This is a genomic window from Methanobacterium sp. BRmetb2, assembly GCA_003491285.1.
Lineage (GTDB): Archaea > Methanobacteriota > Methanobacteria > Methanobacteriales > Methanobacteriaceae > UBA117.
The window spans coordinates 41404-58450 of sequence record CP022705.1 but is presented as its reverse complement, the minus strand read 5'-3'; the positions used below and the strand labels follow the sequence as shown (position 1 = coordinate 58450).

Here is a 17047-nt window from a genome sequence, read left to right as displayed (position 1 = left end):
ATATTATCTATAAATATGTTAATATTTATTTTGTTGTAGGTTCTTTTATCACTCTAAATCTATTTTTTACGTTGTGGACGTATTTATTCTATTTTTTCATCTAGTTTTTCTGTTTTAATCCTATTTTTAAAGATTAAATATACAACTACACCTAGCAAGGCCCCATACCACAATGTTCCAAATCTAATTATTAGGGCAGTACCTATGGCTATGGTTGAACTCAGTCCAAACAATTTTAACAAACCAGAAAGGGTTGCTTCGGCTACACCTAAACCTCCAGGTATCATGCTAACTGCCCCGGCTAGAGAAGCAAAACTGAATATGAAAATTGACAGCATTAAACTGATGTGATCTCCAAAACCCTGCACAACCATATATAATCCTAAACATTCAAAAAACCAGGCTAAAACACCTAATAGGGACATTGATAGAAGATTTTTGAAGCTCATTGTTTCCTGGAATGTGTAGTGCATGGTTTTAATGTCTCGTGAATATTTACCTGCTCTTCTCTCCAGAAAGGTTAGCAGATAATTAGAGAGTCTTTTTGATTTAATCATGATAATAAATGCAAAAAATATGATAAGAAAAACGGCCAGTATACACATTCCCTCTTCATAGTAAAGGAAACCTAAAAGAGATAATAATAACAGGGATATAAGGTCAGTGAATCTATCCACTATAACCACGGGTACGGTTTTACCCAGATCTTCTCCATTTATCTCTTTTATTAACCAGCCTTTCCATATCTCTCCCAGTTTAGCAGGAGTTATAATCATGGCCAATCCACTGAAAAATACGAATAGATTATCTTTCAAACCGATCTTAACCTGGGCCTGTTTCAGAAAATAGTTCCATTTGAAAAACCGTATAAAATAGCCAATGGTGGTTAATATTATAAGTAAAACTAAGTATATCCAGTTAAAACTTTCAATAGCCTTTAATAACTCATCAAAATCAGCGTATATGGCCATTAATAGATATACTATAACTGCAAAGAGTATTATTGCCCACAATCTGTTTTTATTCATTTTTTAGCCTATAATATATTGTTAGTTTAATGAAGATTTTTTAACCACTTTTTCTATACATTTTAACGATCTTGGTAAGGCCATGGTTTAAGATTGAGGATTTCCTGCCAAATATTTCGACTTTGTTATTTTTAAGGGATTTTTTGAGATCATTCTCTATTATAACTCCTGCATTACCCATTTCATTAATAAAATGGGCATCGCTACCGGCACAGGTGTTGAGATTATACTTATTGGCAAAAGACTTAGCTTGTTCATTATATTTTTGGGTTATGCACCGGGAATTAAAGACTTCAATACAATCTAAATATTTGATATAATCCTGCCGGGGCCGGTAAGTGGCTTTGCGCATGGTATCAAAAGGGTGAGGTATAACAACTACTCCATCTTGAGCTTTTATCTCATCCATAACTTCTACATGGTTGTTGGATTTAATTTCCTGGTTTAAAAATAGTCCTATTATTTCGCCCTGGTTGGTGGTAACTTCACATCCCACTATAACCTCAACGTTCTCGGTCTTGAATTTTTTGGCCATTAATCCGCCTTTTATAGTGTCGTGATCTGTTATGGCAATCCCTGCCAATCCTATTTTTTCGGCAGTTTTAACTATTTTTTCCGGTTCTACAAAACCGTCAGATGAGTATTTAGAGTGTACATGTAAATCGTACTTCATTTTTTATTTATCTCCAGAATTCTTAATAGCTTGATATTGTCCTTGTATTAAATCCTTAATTCTACTTATTTTAGATTATCTGGATTATTTTGTCCATATAAAGAATTAAAAGTACTATTATCACCCAAAATATAAGACATAAAACCATTCCCCTATCTTTAAATATCATTTCAGGTTCTCCTCCCATATTCTTGGAGTGCACTAAGTAAAGATACCTGAATAATCCATAAAAGGCGAAGGGTATGGTCAACATCATGTACATGTTGTTAGAAAAGAAGGTGTACAGTGAATAGGACATTACCAGGATACTGGTGGTTATATTAATCATTTGTTCCAGCATTTCTGATGAGTATTCTCCTAATATCTGGCGGTGGTTTTTAGCATCACCACCCATTATAATCAGCTCATGCCTTCTTTTACCCAGGGCCAGGAATAGGGCAATTAAAAATGTACAAATTATTAACCATGGTGATACAACTACTGATATGGCCAGGCACCCGGCAATGGCCCTAAGCACAAATCCAGATGAAATCACTAAAATATCCACAATTAAAAAATTTTTAAGAAACAGGGAGTAGATGAGAATTAAAAAGAAAAATGTCAAGGTGATCAAAAAAAAGGGAATGTTGATGAGGTAGGATCCTGCAAATGCAAGTACAATAAAAATGATAGCAAATGATAGTCCATGACTTAGTTTCAATTTTCCAGAGGCTAATGGCCTTAAACGTTTAAGAGGATGGTTTCTATCTTTTTCAACATCAATGATGTCATTAATAATGTAGATGCTGCCAGATAATATGCAGAATATTACGAATGCTGCTATTACATTTAGCCAGTCTGCTGGATTTAAAAAGTTTAAAGAGAATACCAGTCCAATAAATATTACGATATTCTTGTACCACTGCTTGGGGCGCATGGAATGAATTAATTCTTTAATCATATATGATAAATAGATAAAAGACTATTTAAAATTTATCTTGATTAAGTAAATGATAAAATCTATTGAAGAAGTTTAATTATATCAGAGGAACAATATACAATTAGGATGATGGTAATTTGCTAGTATTTATGGATTTTATTGTATTCATAGCTCTTTTAATTATTTTAATATTCAGTGGTATAATTACCACCCGAACACTTTCGGTGATATCCTCCTATTTAAAGCTGGGTCATTTTGGGGGAGGATTTATTATCATGGCCATTGCCACGGGAATACCAGAACTTATAGTAGGGTTAACAGCAGCTTTAACTGGTGTACCTCAACTTTCTCTGGGAGATGTTATCGGATCAAATATAATCAATCTCTCTTTGGTAATGGGAATAGCAGTCATTATATCAGGCAATGTCCATTTTAAGGAAAATGCAATTAAAAAAAGTACTGTATACCTATTTTTTTTATCATTTCTGCCGGTAGTTCTAGCCCTTGATCAGAATTTATCCCGAGTTGATGGGTTTATTCTCCTTTCTACCTACGTTATCTATTTGATGATTATTATTAGAGGCAGGGATAGTGAATCTGAAGAAGAAGTGGGATACCGTGAATTTATAAAAAGTTCGCTGTTTTTCAGTGTTGGTGTGATAGCTCTGGTTTTAAGTGCCCGTTACTTGGTGGAGTATACAACAATAATTGCATCCGAAATGAATATATCCATTCTGGTAATTGGAGTTTTCTTGTTGTCTTTTGGAACGTCTATACCAGAACTGGTATTTGAAACCATATCTTTACTTCATGGTTATAAATTACTGGCAGTAGGAGATCTTATGGGGAGTACTGTGGCTAATTCCACCCTTATAATTGGATTAGTAGCAATTTTAAGTCCTATATCCATATCTAATTTTGGATTGTTTCAAATGGTTGCCTTATTCTTTGCAGTAATTCTATTAATTTTTACTCTATTTATCAAAAGCAAGAAAGGAGTCACCAGATTCAGGGCATTAATCTTAATCGGAGTATATGTATTATTTTTAATAACTACTCAGTATACACTATTTATATAATGAATAGCGCTCTAGAATGGAAAATTTATCCATTTTTTTAATATAAATCAATTATTTTTAATATCAACCTTTTTTAGTTTCAAATAGTTTAATGGTCTTTTAAATGTAAATAGAAAGTTTTAAACTTAATTCAAATATTAATACTAGTATATAAATAATATTATTCAAAACATAACTGAAGTTGGGTTAATGGAAGTTGACATGACCTTTTTTTTGGGGGGAATTAGTTGTCTCATGATCAAAGTTTAGATTTTACAGAGGAGATATTGGAGAATTTCAGCGATGCGTTCATTGCAGTTGACAATAATTTCAGGGTAAAATATGTTAACCAGGCTGCTGAACTTATTTCAGCTAAAAAAAGAGATGAAATTATAGGAAAAAATGTGTTAAATGCTTTTCCACGGATTAAAAATACAGCAATACAGGATAAGTACGAAATTGTTAAAAAAGAAAGGAAGAGTATGGAATTTGAGACATTTTTTAATATACCTCCCTTTGAAAACTGGTTTTATTTCCGTGTTTATCCCGCTAAAAGGGGATTTAATATATTTCTACATGATATAACTGAAAGAAAGAAATCAGAATTAAAATTAGTTCAAAGTGAACAGGATCTGAGATTAAAACTGGATAGTATTTTTCATCCCCATTACCAGATAAGTGGAGATGAATTTGGTAATGTAATAGACAGTCAGGAAATACAGACGTTAATGGATAAATTTTATGATATAACTAATCTTCCTTTTGCCATACTTGACACCCACGGTAATCTACTTGCTTCAACCGGGTGGCAAGATATATGCACAAATTTCCATCGCCTGAATAAGGAGACCTGCGAAAACTGTTTGGAAAGAGATTTAAAACTAACAAAGAAATTGAAACAGGGCGATTACCGTCTCTACAAATGTAAAAACCAGATATGGAATATGGTCACTCCTATTATCATTGGAGAAAATCACATGGGAAATCTTTACATGGGCCAGTTCTTTTTAGACCATGATGTTATTGACTATGAAAAATTTAAAAGACAAGCAGAAAAATTTGATTATAACCCGGAAGAGTATATGGATGCCGTGAAAAAGGTACCCTGCTGGAGCAGACAGTATGTAAATAAAGTGATGGAGTTTTACTCCCATTTGGCCCAGATGATATCGCGGTTGAGCTACAGTAACCTGACCCTGGCAAAAACCCTTCAAGACTACAAGAAGGCTTCATCAGAACGGGACCGTTTCTTTAACTATTCACTAGAGCTGTTGAGTATAGCTGATTTTGAAGGCTACTTTAAACAGGTTAATCCTACCTGGGAGTCTACTATGGGATGGTCTAATACAGAATTATTATCAAAGCCTTACACGGATTTTATTCATCCTGATGACTATGAAACTACCATGAAAATTTCCAAGGATTTAACTAAGGGAAAAGCCATTATAAACTTTAGAAACCGCTTCAGATGTAAAGACGGATCTTATCGGTGGGTTTCATGGAATTCCTATCCATTCCTGGAAGAAAAATTAGTTTTTGCATCAGCCAGGGACATAACTGAGATTATAAATTATGAAAAAGCCATTAAAAAGAGCGAAGAACACTTTTCTCTTACAATAAAAGCAGTAAACGAGGGATTGTGGGACTGGGAAATTCCAACAGGAAAGACCTATTTCAGTCCAACCTACTATACTATGTTGGGATATGAAGATAAGGAATTTCCAGCGTCATATGAATCATTTAGATCTTTAATTCACCCAAATGATGTAGAAAAAGTTGAAGCCGGTTTAAATGAACACATCAAAAAAGGTGAAAATTATACCATCGATTTTCGGATGAAAACGAAGCAGGGCGAATATATATGGATCCAGGGAAGGGGCAGGGTGATAACAACAGATAAAAGTGGGTTACCTGTAAGAATGGTAGGTACTCATACAGATATTACCCAACGTAAACACGTGGAAGAAGCGTTAATGGAGTCAAAACAGAAATTTAAGGCTATTTTTGAAAATGCTGGCGAGGCCATAATACTACTGGATCAGGAGGGAACGGTTTTAGAAGCAAATAAAATGATTGAAGAGATGTCAGGATTTTCTCGTGAAGAAATAATCGGCAAAAAATTTATAAAATTCATTCCTCAACTGAATATAGATTTCGATACATTATCTGCCTTTAACGACTTATTCATTGGAAAAAACATGAAAAACATGGATTTGACAATTAACAATCGTGCAGGTGAAAAAGTTTCTGTAATAGCTCATCCATCTACCATAAAAAACGGCGATAATATCCGTGGAATTATCATAATACTGGAAGATGTAACTGATCGTAAAAGGGCGGAAAAGGAGTTAAAACAGTCCATTAAAGATAAGGATGTTCTTTTGAGAGAAATTCACCACCGGGTTAAAAATAATATGCAGATAATATCCAGCCTTTTAAATCTCCAGAGTCGTCATGTGGATGAGGATGAAACCCGAAGCGTTCTAAAGGAGAGCCAGGGTAGAGTGAAATCAATGGCCATGATCCATGAAAAACTTTATCAGTCAACTGATTTTAGTTATATAGATTTTGGAAAATATATTGAAGAACTAGTCTTTGACCTTTTTTACACTTACGGAGTTAATCCAACCATAATTAAACCAGATATCCAGGTGGGTGATTTTGAGATCAATCTGGACACAGCTATTCCTTGCGGTCTTATAATTAACGAATTGGTAACTAACAGTGTGAAGTATGCTTTTCCTAATGGTAAAAGCGGCACTATTAAGGTGGAGTTTAAATCAGTAGGTGAAGAATATTTATTGACAGTTGCTGATGATGGGGTAGGTTTACCCCCAAATATCCAGCCGGATAAAACAGACACTCTCGGTTTGCAGCTGGTTACCAGTTTATTAGATCAGTTAGAAGGGGAATTAGAATTGGACAGAACCAGGGGAACTATGTATATCATTAAATTTAAGGATATAAATTACAGGAAAAGGATTTAACTATTAATTATTCCATTATTGTTTAAAAATGGGAAATAGAATAATTCTTCTTTTAAATCCTCTTTTAAACCATTATTAATTTTCATAGGTCCAATAAAACCCATAATATTTGCGGGATTATATTGATCTGAACTTCCCCTTTCTTTAATCATCTCATCTAGTTGGGGATCATTGGGACTAAATACAGTTGAAATAACGATTATAGATAAAGCAATAGCAAGGGATATGTAAATAATCAAAAATAGTGTCTGACTCTTTTTGGAGCGAGGTCCAGTTTTTATTCCTAAGTCATGAGGTAGTTTTTCCAGGTAATCTCCCTTATTTAGGAAATCCGTCTTTTTTTCAAGGTAACGCAGATTTCCACCGCATTTACATTTCTTATATTTATTGGGGGATTCTCCATTCTTTAATTTAATGTATCCCATACATTTTTCGCATAAAATATAACCCATAAGATGCCCCCTAATTTAATAATAATCTTTTTGTTAAGTTACATAAATATAATATATGTTATTAAGTTTTATTGTGTGATTCGATGAACAAATTATTAGAAGTACTTAAGGATTTAAAGGGCCAGAAAGTAGTTTTTAAATGGGGTGAACATGGAAAGGAATTTCAGGCTCTAATCAAGGATGTTAATCTCACTCGAAAAACAGTGGCCCTGGAGTATCTTGATGAAAGGGTTAGTACTGGTAGTGGTTTGTGCTGTCCTTTAATAAATATCAAAAGAGTGGAAGGAAACACGATTATTTTAAATACAAACAATGATTGAACCTAAAAATATTAGTATACTATTTAATAGATAAATTAAGCCATCAATAATTATATTTTTAGATTCAGAATTAATAAGCTTGGTAAATATCTTCTAAAACACTATTTATATCATTTTGAACAGACATACCTTGTTCCACAGTGTCGATTGGTACATTATTAACGAAGATAGAGATGATTAATTTTTTCCCGCTTTTAGTAGTCATGTAACCAGCCAGCGATTTACTAAGAAGAATGCCCCGGTCATAGAGTTTATCATCACTTAAGGTTGTACCAGTTTTAGCTCTGACCTTACCATAAATGGAACTGCTATTGTTTACGATTCCGGATAGAGTTCCATCATATCCCATGATAGGCAGGCTGTCGTAGAAATTCTGGAAGTAAGACTGCTGGGACACATATTTTAAAAGCTGGTTAGTGGTCTGTGGACTTATCCGATCAGATGGAGATCCTCCACGACCATCACTAAGTGCAATGCTATCCGAGTTAACACCAGCTTTATTTAGAAATGATCCTTCCAGTGCCATACCCTGGTCAAAGGTTTTATCTCCATTTTTGGCAGCTAAAAGTGAAACCAGTGTATCGGCCTGCTGATTCTGATTGACCTTTAAGATTAACTTAATATTCTCGCTGAAAGGTAGTGATGTTAGAACAGCCACTTTGTTATTTTCTTCATAAGTGGTAGTATTATTTAATAATTCCAGGTGATTATCAGCCTTTACTGAAGATGTGACAGTGATTCCTTCTCTTTTTAGTGCTTCAATAAAAAGTGATCTGGCAAAATTGGATGGATCCCTAACAGTAAAAGTTCGAATAATAGGGGTGGAATTAGCTGGAATCTGACCTTTAAGTACAATTTTACCATTACCATGATCATTAACAGTGATGTTGGCCTTTCCAGATTCCACGGTAACAATCTGGGAGGTCACATTGTATATACTGGTTTTGGGTCTCCAATTTACTGTAGCATTTTCTCCTACTTTGCCTGGTGAAATTTCAAAATCTATGAGATTGTCATTTATCATTATAGGACTAATCATATATTCTCCAGTAGGTGAGGCTACAGTTTCAAAAAGCCGGTCATCAATAATCACATTACCATCTATTCGCTTTATACCTGAAGCTTTAACCTGCCGGGCCAGTTCATCCAGTCCACTTAAATGATTTTCTGGGGTTAATGTAACTCCATCTATGGCATTTGCATCACCATGATCCAGGTTGGTAAAATTTATTTTGTTGTCAGGGGTGTTACGACCATTCATGGTGGGATCGCCACTGGCCACCAGTACCAGGTTACCTTTAAGTGCTCCTTCATCGTCCAAGTCTCCGGTGTAGTAGACGGGAGTTTCAAACTTGTAATCGGGACCATAAGCATTCAGGGCAGCAGCACAAATAAAGATTTTAGTAACGGATCCAGGTACAAACATCTGTTCACTATTTTTTTCAAAAATAATTTCACCAGTATCCATGTCCTCAACCAGTATACCCCAGGTGGACTGATTATAATAAGAGGTATTAGTTATGGAATTTATGTCTGATGATAAGTTATAAGATACATTAGTAGTATTAGTTGAAGTATTATTGGTATCATTCACATCCTGGGCAGTGGTGAAGTTTCCCAATACTGCAACAACAAAAATAAGCGACACTATTACAATTGAGATGATTTTATACTCATTTACCATTCTATAACTCCTGAACTAGCTAGAATCTGTTATACTATTATTAATATGGTCAAAATTATTTATAAATTTATAAATTTATAAATTATCCCTTCTTTAATACTCCTACCACTGGGAATTTTTCCAGTAAATCAACGCCGTGAGGAGCTTTCTCCAGAGCAGGACTTAAATCTTCTCCAGCACTGTGGGTTACCTGGTGTTCACCATTCTGCCAGAGAAAACTATGAGAAACATCGTAAATTTTACCTTTGTAAGCTACATATGCCCGCTTACCACCTTTTCCATTGAATTTTTTAAGTTCTTCCAAGGTGAACTGTTTCATAAAAAATAATTAGTTTCTGTTGGTTTTTATAATTTACTAGTTAGAAACTCTAATTAATTTTAAAATTTACCAATTAACTGGTGTGTGTTATCTAATCATTTTCTAAATTTTTTCTAATAAAAGAAAGAATAAAGGAGTTTTTATTCCAGGAATTTAGATACAAATGGTGATGTATCACCCCTACGCATGAAATGTCCAGATGGTCCTTCTCCCAGGAACTCTGAAAACCAGGATTCATGCTGAATCTCCTCATTTAGTATGGAAAGCGACAGATCATAGGTCCTGTGATCTTTACCTGCAGTTAAATTACAGATATTGGTGTACTGCCTGACGGCACATCTTTCTGCTCCCACCAGAACCTCTAAAATTTTATTAACGTCGTTGGTCTTTTCAGGCAGGTAAGCAGGAGGACATCCAGATATATCATGGAATTCTTTCATGTCCTGTGGTATTTCACCGCCCAATTCGTATATTCTTGGTACCAACGCTTCAAAGTGGTTACGATCCTCTATACGCGCTGTTTCTGCAATTTCTTTTATACCTTCTCCTTCCAATCCTATGAGGTTCACTCTTAAGATTGTGTAATAATAGAAGGTAGTTAATTCTGCTGCAGCATTTTTAACCAGGAGTTCAACCAGTTCATCAACATTTATACCAGTGTTTTCAACCATTTCACGAGTAACTTTTGCCATATAATTTCACCCCATATAACTATTATTCTTGGATATAGATATTTTTTTTGAAAATAATACTCAAAATGGAGATTTTGAGACTTTTTAAGTGAAATGAATATTAATCAAAAATTAAAAGATCAATTAAAAAATGGGAAAAATATCATTTTTTTTTAAATTTTTCAGTTTTTCTTTAAAAAATTAATAATAAAATTAAGTTTTAACCTAAGGCCACATCTAGGATCATCATTAAGGTAAACCCAATCATGGCAGTTAAAGTGGCCAGATCTATATTTCCTTCCCGTTGGCACTCTGGAATAATGTCCTCAATAACCACGAAGATCATGGCTCCAGCAGCAAAGCTCAAAGCATAGGGCAGAAGGCCGGTAAATATAGTGACCATAAGGGCCCCCACGACTCCTGCTACAGGTTCCACCAGTCCAGATAACTGCCCATACCAGAAACTCTTCTGGCGAGATAAACCTTCTCCTCTAAGGGGTAGGGATACTGCCATACCCTCTGGGAAGTTCTGGATTCCAATACCAATGGCCAGGGATATTGCTGCAGCCAGACTGGTAATGGTCAGGTTGGAAGCAGCTGCTCCAAAGGCCACGCCTACAGCCAGGCCTTCAGGGATGTTATGTAGAGTTACGGCAATTAACAAAAGACGATTACGGTGCCAGGTTGTTTTTATACCTTCAGCTTCTTCCAGGGCACATCCTGGATGTAAATGGGGAATTACCCGATCTACCACTGCCAGAAACAGACCCCCAGTTAGAAAACCTAAACTTGCCGGCAGCCAGTTAAGAAGGCCCTGTCCGCTGGACATCTCAATAGCAGGTGCTAAAAGTGACCAGAAACTGGCAGCGATCATAACACCTGCAGCAAACCCAAGAGAACCGTCCAAGATTTTACGATTCATTTTAACGGTAAAAAAAACGGTTGAAGCACCAGCTGCAGTCATAAACCAGGTGAAAATAGTGGCAATCAGTGCCTGTATAACTGGGTGAAAATTAACAAAAGAGTTCATAATATATATTATTGCAAATATATTATATTTTTCTCTACATTTTTGTTCCATTCCCTATTTAGTTCCCCAATTCTTTTAAATTTCATTGGTTTTAGTGACAATCTATAGAAAAGACAATTTTTTATTATTTTAGTCAAATTAAAAAAAGTAAAAAATAAGATACATTCAAAAAAAGTAAAAATAAATGAATCATTCAAATTTAAACGAGTAAATAAACATATTAAATGTTTCATTCATTGAAGGAAACTTTTCAGGTGTGGTAACTCCCCCCAGTAGGTATGCGGTTCCATTCCTCTCAAACCAGGCTTGCATATACTGGAGCTGGCCTTCTACCGTTTTTTCCTTGACTACAACTATTTCATAGGGATTATTGTTTACAGTTAAATTTTCCCAGGATACTATGGTAATATTTCGGTTTTTATCTGCTGAAATCTCAGTTACAGCATTTTCCAGAAGTCCTTTTACAGTTTCATTGGATTGTAATTTGTGGTTATCCACATAGATATAGGTGGATGTATCATTAGGATCTCCTATGGTCGCCAACCAATCTGGTTCAGTATAATTCTGCCAGTTGTTAGGATAGAAGAAGCTGAAACCATTACCATTATAGGTTGATGCGTTAATGTCCTTAGCATACGTCTCTGCATCAGCTATACGCTGCTGATCAGGGTTTTGATTTAAAAAATTCGTACATCCTGAAACTGAAACAGCTAAAACGAGTAGAAAAATTAATAATATATATTTTTTCATTTTAATCATCCTAACACTATTATTGTTATAAGGTTTTTTTTCTATTAACTATTGAGAAATTTATGTAAGAATTTAAGAATAGTTTCTATTTTTTAAATAATCTTAATTTTTAGGCCTCTTAAATTTTGGATTCGTTCTTGCACTAATTTGTTCTTTCAATAGTAAAATTTATTATTTGATCAAGATTTGTTAGTTACAACAATTAATCAGTTTATAGATTATAAACCATTTTATAATCCTTTTCTTAAATTAACTTAACTATTCAACAATTTTAGATAGTCATATTTATAATTAAATCTAATTTTAAGATTAGGGTATCTTTATTATACATTTAAATTGTAAATTTTTTAAAGGGGGGTTTGTATGGCTGAAAAACTATTAAATCAATATGAAAAACCCGGAAGACAACATTACAAGATTCTGGGCTTGAGTTGGGCAGGATGGGTTTTTGATTTTTATGATCTTATTCTTTTCACTTTTCTTATTATACCTATTGGGGCAGAACTTGGAATATCTCATCTGCAGCTGTCATATGCACTGGGCTTGTCTTTAGCTGCCACTGCTGCGGGTGGAGTTGTATTCGGCGTGTTATCTGATCGAATTGGTCGTAAAAAAATACTTCAGTTGACTATAATAGTTTACAGTTTAGGAACTTTTCTGTGTGGTTTCGCATTTAATCTGGAATCCTTGATCATATTTAGGATCATAACTGGTCTGGGAGTTGGTGGTGAATGGGCCACTGGACAGACCTTTATCGGCGAAACATTTCCTGCAAAATATAGAGGCCGTTACACATCATTTATGCAGAGCGGAGCACCTTTGGGAATTTTACTGGCATCAGTTGTAGGAGGATTTCTCTTACCCAATATTGGTTGGAGGTACTGTTTCATGATATCTGTGCTGCCGGCATTGATGGTAATTTTTGTGCGAAGAGGACTTCCAGAATCAGATGTTTGGCTTCAAGAATCCAAGAAAAAGACCATAAAAACTGTTAAAAAGATTAAATATTCCAGTTCTAAATTTTTAACCCTTTTTACTAAAAAATATCGGAAAACATTTTTGCTAGCCTTAGTATTATCTATTTTTGGTCTATCCACTTACTGGTTCACATATTCATGGCTTCCCGATTATCTTTACATGGAAAGAGGTTTTTCTCTTACTAAATCTGCAGAATGGATTATTGTAACTCAGCTAGGAGGTCTTTTGGGTTATCTCTCCTTTGGATATGTGGCTGATCGTCTGGGCCGTCGCCCAGCTTTTACTATCTACACATTTATAATGGCACTGGGACTGGTTATGATCACCATCTGTTGGAATTGTCTTATAGGGGATCCTCAGCTAATACTATTTTTCATGTTCCTGGTCGGTTTTGGAACTGGGTTTTTTGGGGGGTTCGGTGCCTTGTACTCTGAAATATTTCCCACCACAATTAGAAACACTGCCAGTGGAACAGCATTCAACGTGGGTAGAGGTGTACAGTTTTTCACCCCGGTACTAATTATTTTAATAGCCCAGGTCTATGATTTAGGAGCAGGAATATTTTTAGCAGCAATATTTGCTGTAGCCACTGGATTGTGGATTTGGATGTTTCCTGAAACCAGGGGAACAGATTTAATGGAAATTGAAACTTAAGTGGGGAACACATCAGCTTATCTTAAAATCATGATTTTTTAGATAGATCTATTTAGATATATTCAAATGGAGGTAGCAAGATATAATTAACATGAAAGTGTAGTGTTAATCTTTTGTTGAGGGCATGGTTTTATGAATCTTTCCTATTCGATCTTAGGAATTATATTACTGTTATTTGCGTTTGGATCAATATCTTTTGCTCTAGTAAGTTTTAGAAGACGTATATCTAATATGCACACGTATTTTAGTTTATTGCTTTTTTCATCTTTTTTCTGGTGTTTAGGTTCGGGCATGGAATTATTAAGCTGGCAGGCCGGGATGAAAATTTTTTGGCTCCAGTTCAGCTATTTTGGAGCAACTACTGCCGCCCCTGTTTGGTTTCTTTTTGTTTTAAGTTTTGGTAAATATGAAAAATATCTTAAACCACAATTTATAGCATCATTAATGATAATACCGGTTTTTATCTTAATAATGGTTTTTACCAATCCATGGCACCATCTTTTATGGCCCAGCATAACTCCTGTATCAAACCTGCCAGGATCACTCTTAATTTTTGAATATGGACCAGTATATTGGACTAATATTATTTACAGTTTTTTCCTGATTATAGTCGGGGTGTCTGTTTTAATTCATATGCTCTCTTTGGCACCAGATAATAAAAGGCATAAAATCTATATTTTAATATTAAGTGGACTAATACCTATTATTTTTAATTTAATTAACAACGTGGGTTTAATATTTGTTCCAGGTTTGGATATAACTCCTATAGGTTTGGTATCGGGTTTATTACTGATTTTTATAGGTGTTTTTAAATTTAATCTGTTGGACATACAGGATATAGCTCATAAAATCCTTATTGATAATATAACCAGTGGAATAATGGTTTTTAATAAAGATGATGAATTGTTGGAGGTTAATCCTGCAACTAGTAAGCTTGGTGTAACGCGAGACAATGTTGGTCAAAACGTGAATGAAGTTTTAGCTCCTCTCCCTGAGATTAAGTCGTTTTATGAGAAAGAGGAACTGGATAATGAAATTTACATTGAACATTTAGATATTTGGGTTCAATTGGAAGTAATAGATCTTTACAGCTTTGAAGAAACATATGTGGGGCGGTTACTGAGATTTGATAATATCACCAAGCGTCGAAAAACAGAGGAAGCACTAAAGATAAGTGAACATAAAAGTCGAACCATACTCCAGGCCATACCAGATATGATGTTTGTAATTAACCGTGAAGGTAATTTCATGGATTATAACGTTCATAACGAGATAAAGCTGGCTATACCACAGGAAGATATTATTGGGAGTAATTTGTCTAGTTTGGGGCTTACATCATCTGATCTGGATCTGGCAATGGCTAAAATTAGAATGGCGCTGGATAAGGGCAGCATAGAACAATTTGAATATGAAATTGAATTACCATCGGGCATTGGCTACTTTGAAGCCAGGTTAATAAAATTAAATCCTGGCGAAGTTCTGGCAATAATAAGGGACATGAGTGAAATAAAAGAAATACAGAAATCACTCCTAGAGTCAGAGGCCCTTTATAGAACCATATTTGAAAATACAGGTGTTCCAACTGGTATATTTGATACAGAGGGATATTTTACACTGCTAAATCAGAAGATGATTAAATTTTTAGGATATTCCAGGGAAGAGCTTCAAACCAGGAAGTGGATGGAGTTTGTGTACCCTGAAGATCTGCCAATGATGCTGCAATATCACCAGAAAAGAGAGAAGGATCCGGAATCTGCTCCTAAGATTTATGAAGCCCGATTGATTGATTCTCAAAAACAAGTACATACCAGCCAGATCAATGTGGATAAAATTCCTTTTATGGATGAATTCGTGGTATCTGTGGTAGATATCACCCCTCTTAAGGAAGTTCAGATGGAATTGACTGAGAGTGAAAGGAAATACAGAGAGATATTTGAAAATGTGCAGGATGTATTTTACCAGGCTGATAATCAGGGATACATCCTGGATATTAGTCCATCTATCAAAAGATACTCTGGATTTGAAAGAGAGGAACTCCTGGGCAGAAAACTGGATGAACTATATGTATATCCTGAAAAAAGGGAAGAACTCTTAAACATAATCAAAAAAGAGAAAGAAGTAGTAGATTTTGAAGTGCAGCTAAAAAATAAAAGGGGTAATGTACTTTACGTATCTGTTAATGCCCACCCATTATTAGATGGTGATAAACAGGTTATAGGGGTTGAGGGATCCCTTAGGGACGTTACCGAACGAAGGAAAGCGAATGAAAAAATCGCTTACCACATGGAATTGGAAGAGATGATCATGGACATATCAAAAAACTTCATAAACAAACCCTTAGAACTATTTGATGAAGCCGTTAATGATGCAATCGAACGAATTGCTAAATTTATCCAGGTAGATCGAAGTTATTTATTTATCAGCAGTGCGGAGGGTGATTATCCAACTAATATTTATGAGTGGTCTGCCCCGGGGATCAAACTCCAGATGGAGGGTATAAAAAAATTGAAAGACCCACATTTTCCATGGATGGCTAAGTGTTTTCAGGAATCTGGAGTGGTTCATATTGACAGGATAGAAGATCTGCCTGATGAAGCTGAAAATGAAAAAGAGTTGTTTGCAATTCAGAATGTGAAATCCATGGTGGCTGTGGCCTTAAAGGTTTATGGAGAGATTATTGGATTTATTGGATTTTATTTGGTTAAAGAGGAAAGAGAGTGGGATAAGGAAACAATAAATATTTTGATGTTACTAGGTGAGATTTTCACCAACCTACTGGAGAAAAGAGATAAAGAAAAGGCCCTTAAACAATCTCTGGAGGAAAAAGAGATCTTATTAAAGGAGATCCATCACCGGGTTAAAAACAACATGCAGATCATATCATCTCTTTTAAATCTTCAGTTAAATCTGGAGGATGAAGAAAAGACAAAGGGTCTTTTAAAGGAAAGCCAAGGCCGAATTAAATCCATGGCCATGGTTCATGAAAAACTCTACCAGTCCACTGATTTAAGCCATATCAACTTTGGGGAATATCTGGATAACTTAGTCAAAGACCTTTTCTACAGTTACGGTATTCCCACTGATTCAATAAAGTTGGTGATTGATGCTGAAGATATTGAAATAAACATTGATACTGCTATTCCATTGGGACTGATTGTCAATGAATTGGTAACCAACTCATTAAAATACGCTTTTCCTGATAAAAAAGGAAAAGTGGAGGTGGGATTCCAAAAGGTTGAAGATGAATACATCCTGAAAATTTCTGATGATGGGGTGGGACTACCACCTGATCTGGATGTTGAGACTACCAAAACATTGGGATTGAAACTGGTTTATAGTTTGTCTGAACAACTAGATGCCACTCTTAAGGTTGATACTGCTCATGGTACTAAGTTTGAGATATCATTTAAAGAAATAAGCTATGAGGAAAGAATATAATACTTATTTAATATGTTTGAAGCAAATTTTAAAATATTTTTAATGGATCTAATTGGTTTAGATACATTAAAGGAAGGTTCTGAATG

General features: G+C 34.9%; 15 protein-coding genes. 5 read left to right on the top strand and 10 right to left on the bottom strand.

Annotated elements, in window-relative coordinates:
• Positions 1–83: 83 nt before the first annotated feature.
• The 3 genes from CIT01_00255 to CIT01_00245 all read right to left on the bottom strand — a co-directional run bounded on the left by CIT01_00255 (position 84) and on the right by CIT01_00245 (position 2641).
• Positions 84–1028, bottom strand: coding sequence for a TIGR00374 family protein (locus CIT01_00255; protein ID AXV36735.1), 945 nt, complete (start codon positions 1026–1028; stop codon positions 84–86).
• Positions 1029–1068: 40 nt separating this feature from the next.
• Complete coding sequence (locus CIT01_00250; protein AXV36734.1) at positions 1069–1701, bottom strand: histidinol-phosphatase; 633 nt, start codon at positions 1699–1701, stop codon at positions 1069–1071.
• Positions 1702–1771: 70 nt separating this feature from the next.
• Complete coding sequence (locus CIT01_00245; GenBank protein ID AXV36733.1) at positions 1772–2641, bottom strand: decaprenyl-phosphate phosphoribosyltransferase; 870 nt, start codon at positions 2639–2641, stop codon at positions 1772–1774.
• A gap of 116 nt (positions 2642–2757) precedes the next feature.
• On the opposite strand from CIT01_00245, the gene CIT01_00240 reads away from it, so the two are divergent.
• Together CIT01_00240 and CIT01_00235 are read left to right on the top strand one after the other, a co-directional pair.
• Positions 2758–3699 carry a hypothetical protein gene (locus CIT01_00240; GenBank protein AXV36732.1) on the top strand — a complete coding sequence of 314 codons (942 nt, stop codon included), beginning with the start codon at positions 2758–2760 and terminating at the stop codon, positions 3697–3699.
• A gap of 227 nt (positions 3700–3926) precedes the next feature.
• Entirely contained in the window at positions 3927–6665 is a 2739-nt protein-coding gene (locus CIT01_00235) for a hypothetical protein (protein ID AXV36731.1), read from the top strand.
• Here the strand turns inward: CIT01_00235 and CIT01_00230 are convergent.
• Positions 6662–7117 (bottom strand): hypothetical protein, encoded by a 456-nt coding sequence (locus tag CIT01_00230; GenBank protein ID AXV36730.1) that lies wholly within the window; start codon positions 7115–7117, stop codon positions 6662–6664. The genes CIT01_00235 and CIT01_00230 overlap by 4 nt on opposite strands.
• Positions 7118–7200: 83 nt before the next feature.
• Between CIT01_00230 and CIT01_00225 the strand changes: the two genes are divergently transcribed.
• On the top strand, positions 7201–7437 hold the full coding sequence (locus CIT01_00225) for a hypothetical protein (protein AXV36729.1): 237 nt from the start codon (positions 7201–7203) through the stop codon (positions 7435–7437).
• A gap of 70 nt (positions 7438–7507) precedes the next feature.
• Here CIT01_00225 and dacB read toward each other — a convergent pair whose 3' ends face one another.
• From dacB to CIT01_00195, 6 genes are all read right to left on the bottom strand, one after another.
• Positions 7508–9121: a D-alanyl-D-alanine carboxypeptidase/D-alanyl-D-alanine-endopeptidase gene (gene dacB, locus CIT01_00220; protein AXV36728.1), complete on the bottom strand. Its 1614-nt coding sequence runs from the start codon at positions 9119–9121 to the stop codon at positions 7508–7510.
• An 82-nt stretch (positions 9122–9203) separates the two neighbouring features.
• Positions 9204–9440, bottom strand: coding sequence for a cytochrome B5 (locus tag CIT01_00215; protein AXV36727.1), 237 nt, complete (start codon positions 9438–9440; stop codon positions 9204–9206).
• A 140-nt stretch (positions 9441–9580) separates the two neighbouring features.
• Positions 9581–10132, bottom strand: coding sequence for a DNA protection protein DPS (locus CIT01_00210; protein ID AXV36726.1), 552 nt, complete (start codon positions 10130–10132; stop codon positions 9581–9583).
• A gap of 199 nt (positions 10133–10331) precedes the next feature.
• Positions 10332–11141 carry a ZIP family metal transporter gene (locus CIT01_00205; GenBank protein ID AXV38677.1) on the bottom strand — a complete coding sequence of 270 codons (810 nt, stop codon included), beginning with the start codon at positions 11139–11141 and terminating at the stop codon, positions 10332–10334.
• An 8-nt stretch (positions 11142–11149) separates the two neighbouring features.
• A complete protein-coding gene (locus CIT01_00200) occupies positions 11150–11374 on the bottom strand; it encodes a hypothetical protein (protein AXV36725.1) in 225 nt (74 codons plus the stop codon).
• Complete coding sequence (locus CIT01_00195; GenBank protein ID AXV36724.1) at positions 11331–11891, bottom strand: hypothetical protein; 561 nt, start codon at positions 11889–11891, stop codon at positions 11331–11333. The genes CIT01_00200 and CIT01_00195 overlap by 44 nt, the downstream gene beginning before the upstream one ends.
• Positions 11892–12254: 363 nt before the next feature.
• Between CIT01_00195 and CIT01_00190 the strand changes: the two genes are divergently transcribed.
• Positions 12255–13523, top strand: a complete 1269-nt coding sequence (locus tag CIT01_00190; GenBank protein AXV36723.1) for an MFS transporter — start codon at positions 12255–12257, stop codon at positions 13521–13523.
• A gap of 132 nt (positions 13524–13655) precedes the next feature.
• Positions 13656–16961: a hypothetical protein gene (locus tag CIT01_00185; protein AXV36722.1), complete on the top strand. Its 3306-nt coding sequence runs from the start codon at positions 13656–13658 to the stop codon at positions 16959–16961.
• Positions 16962–17047 lie beyond the last annotated feature (86 nt).

Excerpts from the sequence above, each read along its gene's own strand:
- CIT01_00255 (AXV36735.1), bottom strand. The coding sequence starts at position 1,028 with ATGAATAAAAACAGATTGTGGGCAATAATACTCTTTGCAGTTATAGTA.
- CIT01_00250 (AXV36734.1), bottom strand. The coding sequence starts at position 1,701 with ATGAAGTACGATTTACATGTACACTCTAAATACTCATCTGACGGTTTT.
- CIT01_00245 (AXV36733.1), bottom strand. The coding sequence starts at position 2,641 with ATGATTAAAGAATTAATTCATTCCATGCGCCCCAAGCAGTGGTACAAG.
- CIT01_00230 (AXV36730.1), bottom strand. The coding sequence starts at position 7,117 with ATGGGTTATATTTTATGCGAAAAATGTATGGGATACATTAAATTAAAG.
- CIT01_00225 (AXV36729.1), top strand. The coding sequence starts at position 7,201 with ATGAACAAATTATTAGAAGTACTTAAGGATTTAAAGGGCCAGAAAGTA.
- dacB (AXV36728.1), bottom strand. The coding sequence starts at position 9,121 with ATGGTAAATGAGTATAAAATCATCTCAATTGTAATAGTGTCGCTTATT.
- CIT01_00215 (AXV36727.1), bottom strand. The coding sequence starts at position 9,440 with ATGAAACAGTTCACCTTGGAAGAACTTAAAAAATTCAATGGAAAAGGT.
- CIT01_00210 (AXV36726.1), bottom strand. The coding sequence starts at position 10,132 with ATGGCAAAAGTTACTCGTGAAATGGTTGAAAACACTGGTATAAATGTT.
- CIT01_00205 (AXV38677.1), bottom strand. The coding sequence starts at position 11,141 with ATGAACTCTTTTGTTAATTTTCACCCAGTTATACAGGCACTGATTGCC.
- CIT01_00200 (AXV36725.1), bottom strand. The coding sequence starts at position 11,374 with ATGAAACATTTAATATGTTTATTTACTCGTTTAAATTTGAATGATTCA.
- CIT01_00195 (AXV36724.1), bottom strand. The coding sequence starts at position 11,891 with ATGAAAAAATATATATTATTAATTTTTCTACTCGTTTTAGCTGTTTCA.
- CIT01_00190 (AXV36723.1), top strand. The coding sequence starts at position 12,255 with ATGGCTGAAAAACTATTAAATCAATATGAAAAACCCGGAAGACAACAT.
- CIT01_00185 (AXV36722.1), top strand. The coding sequence starts at position 13,656 with ATGAATCTTTCCTATTCGATCTTAGGAATTATATTACTGTTATTTGCG.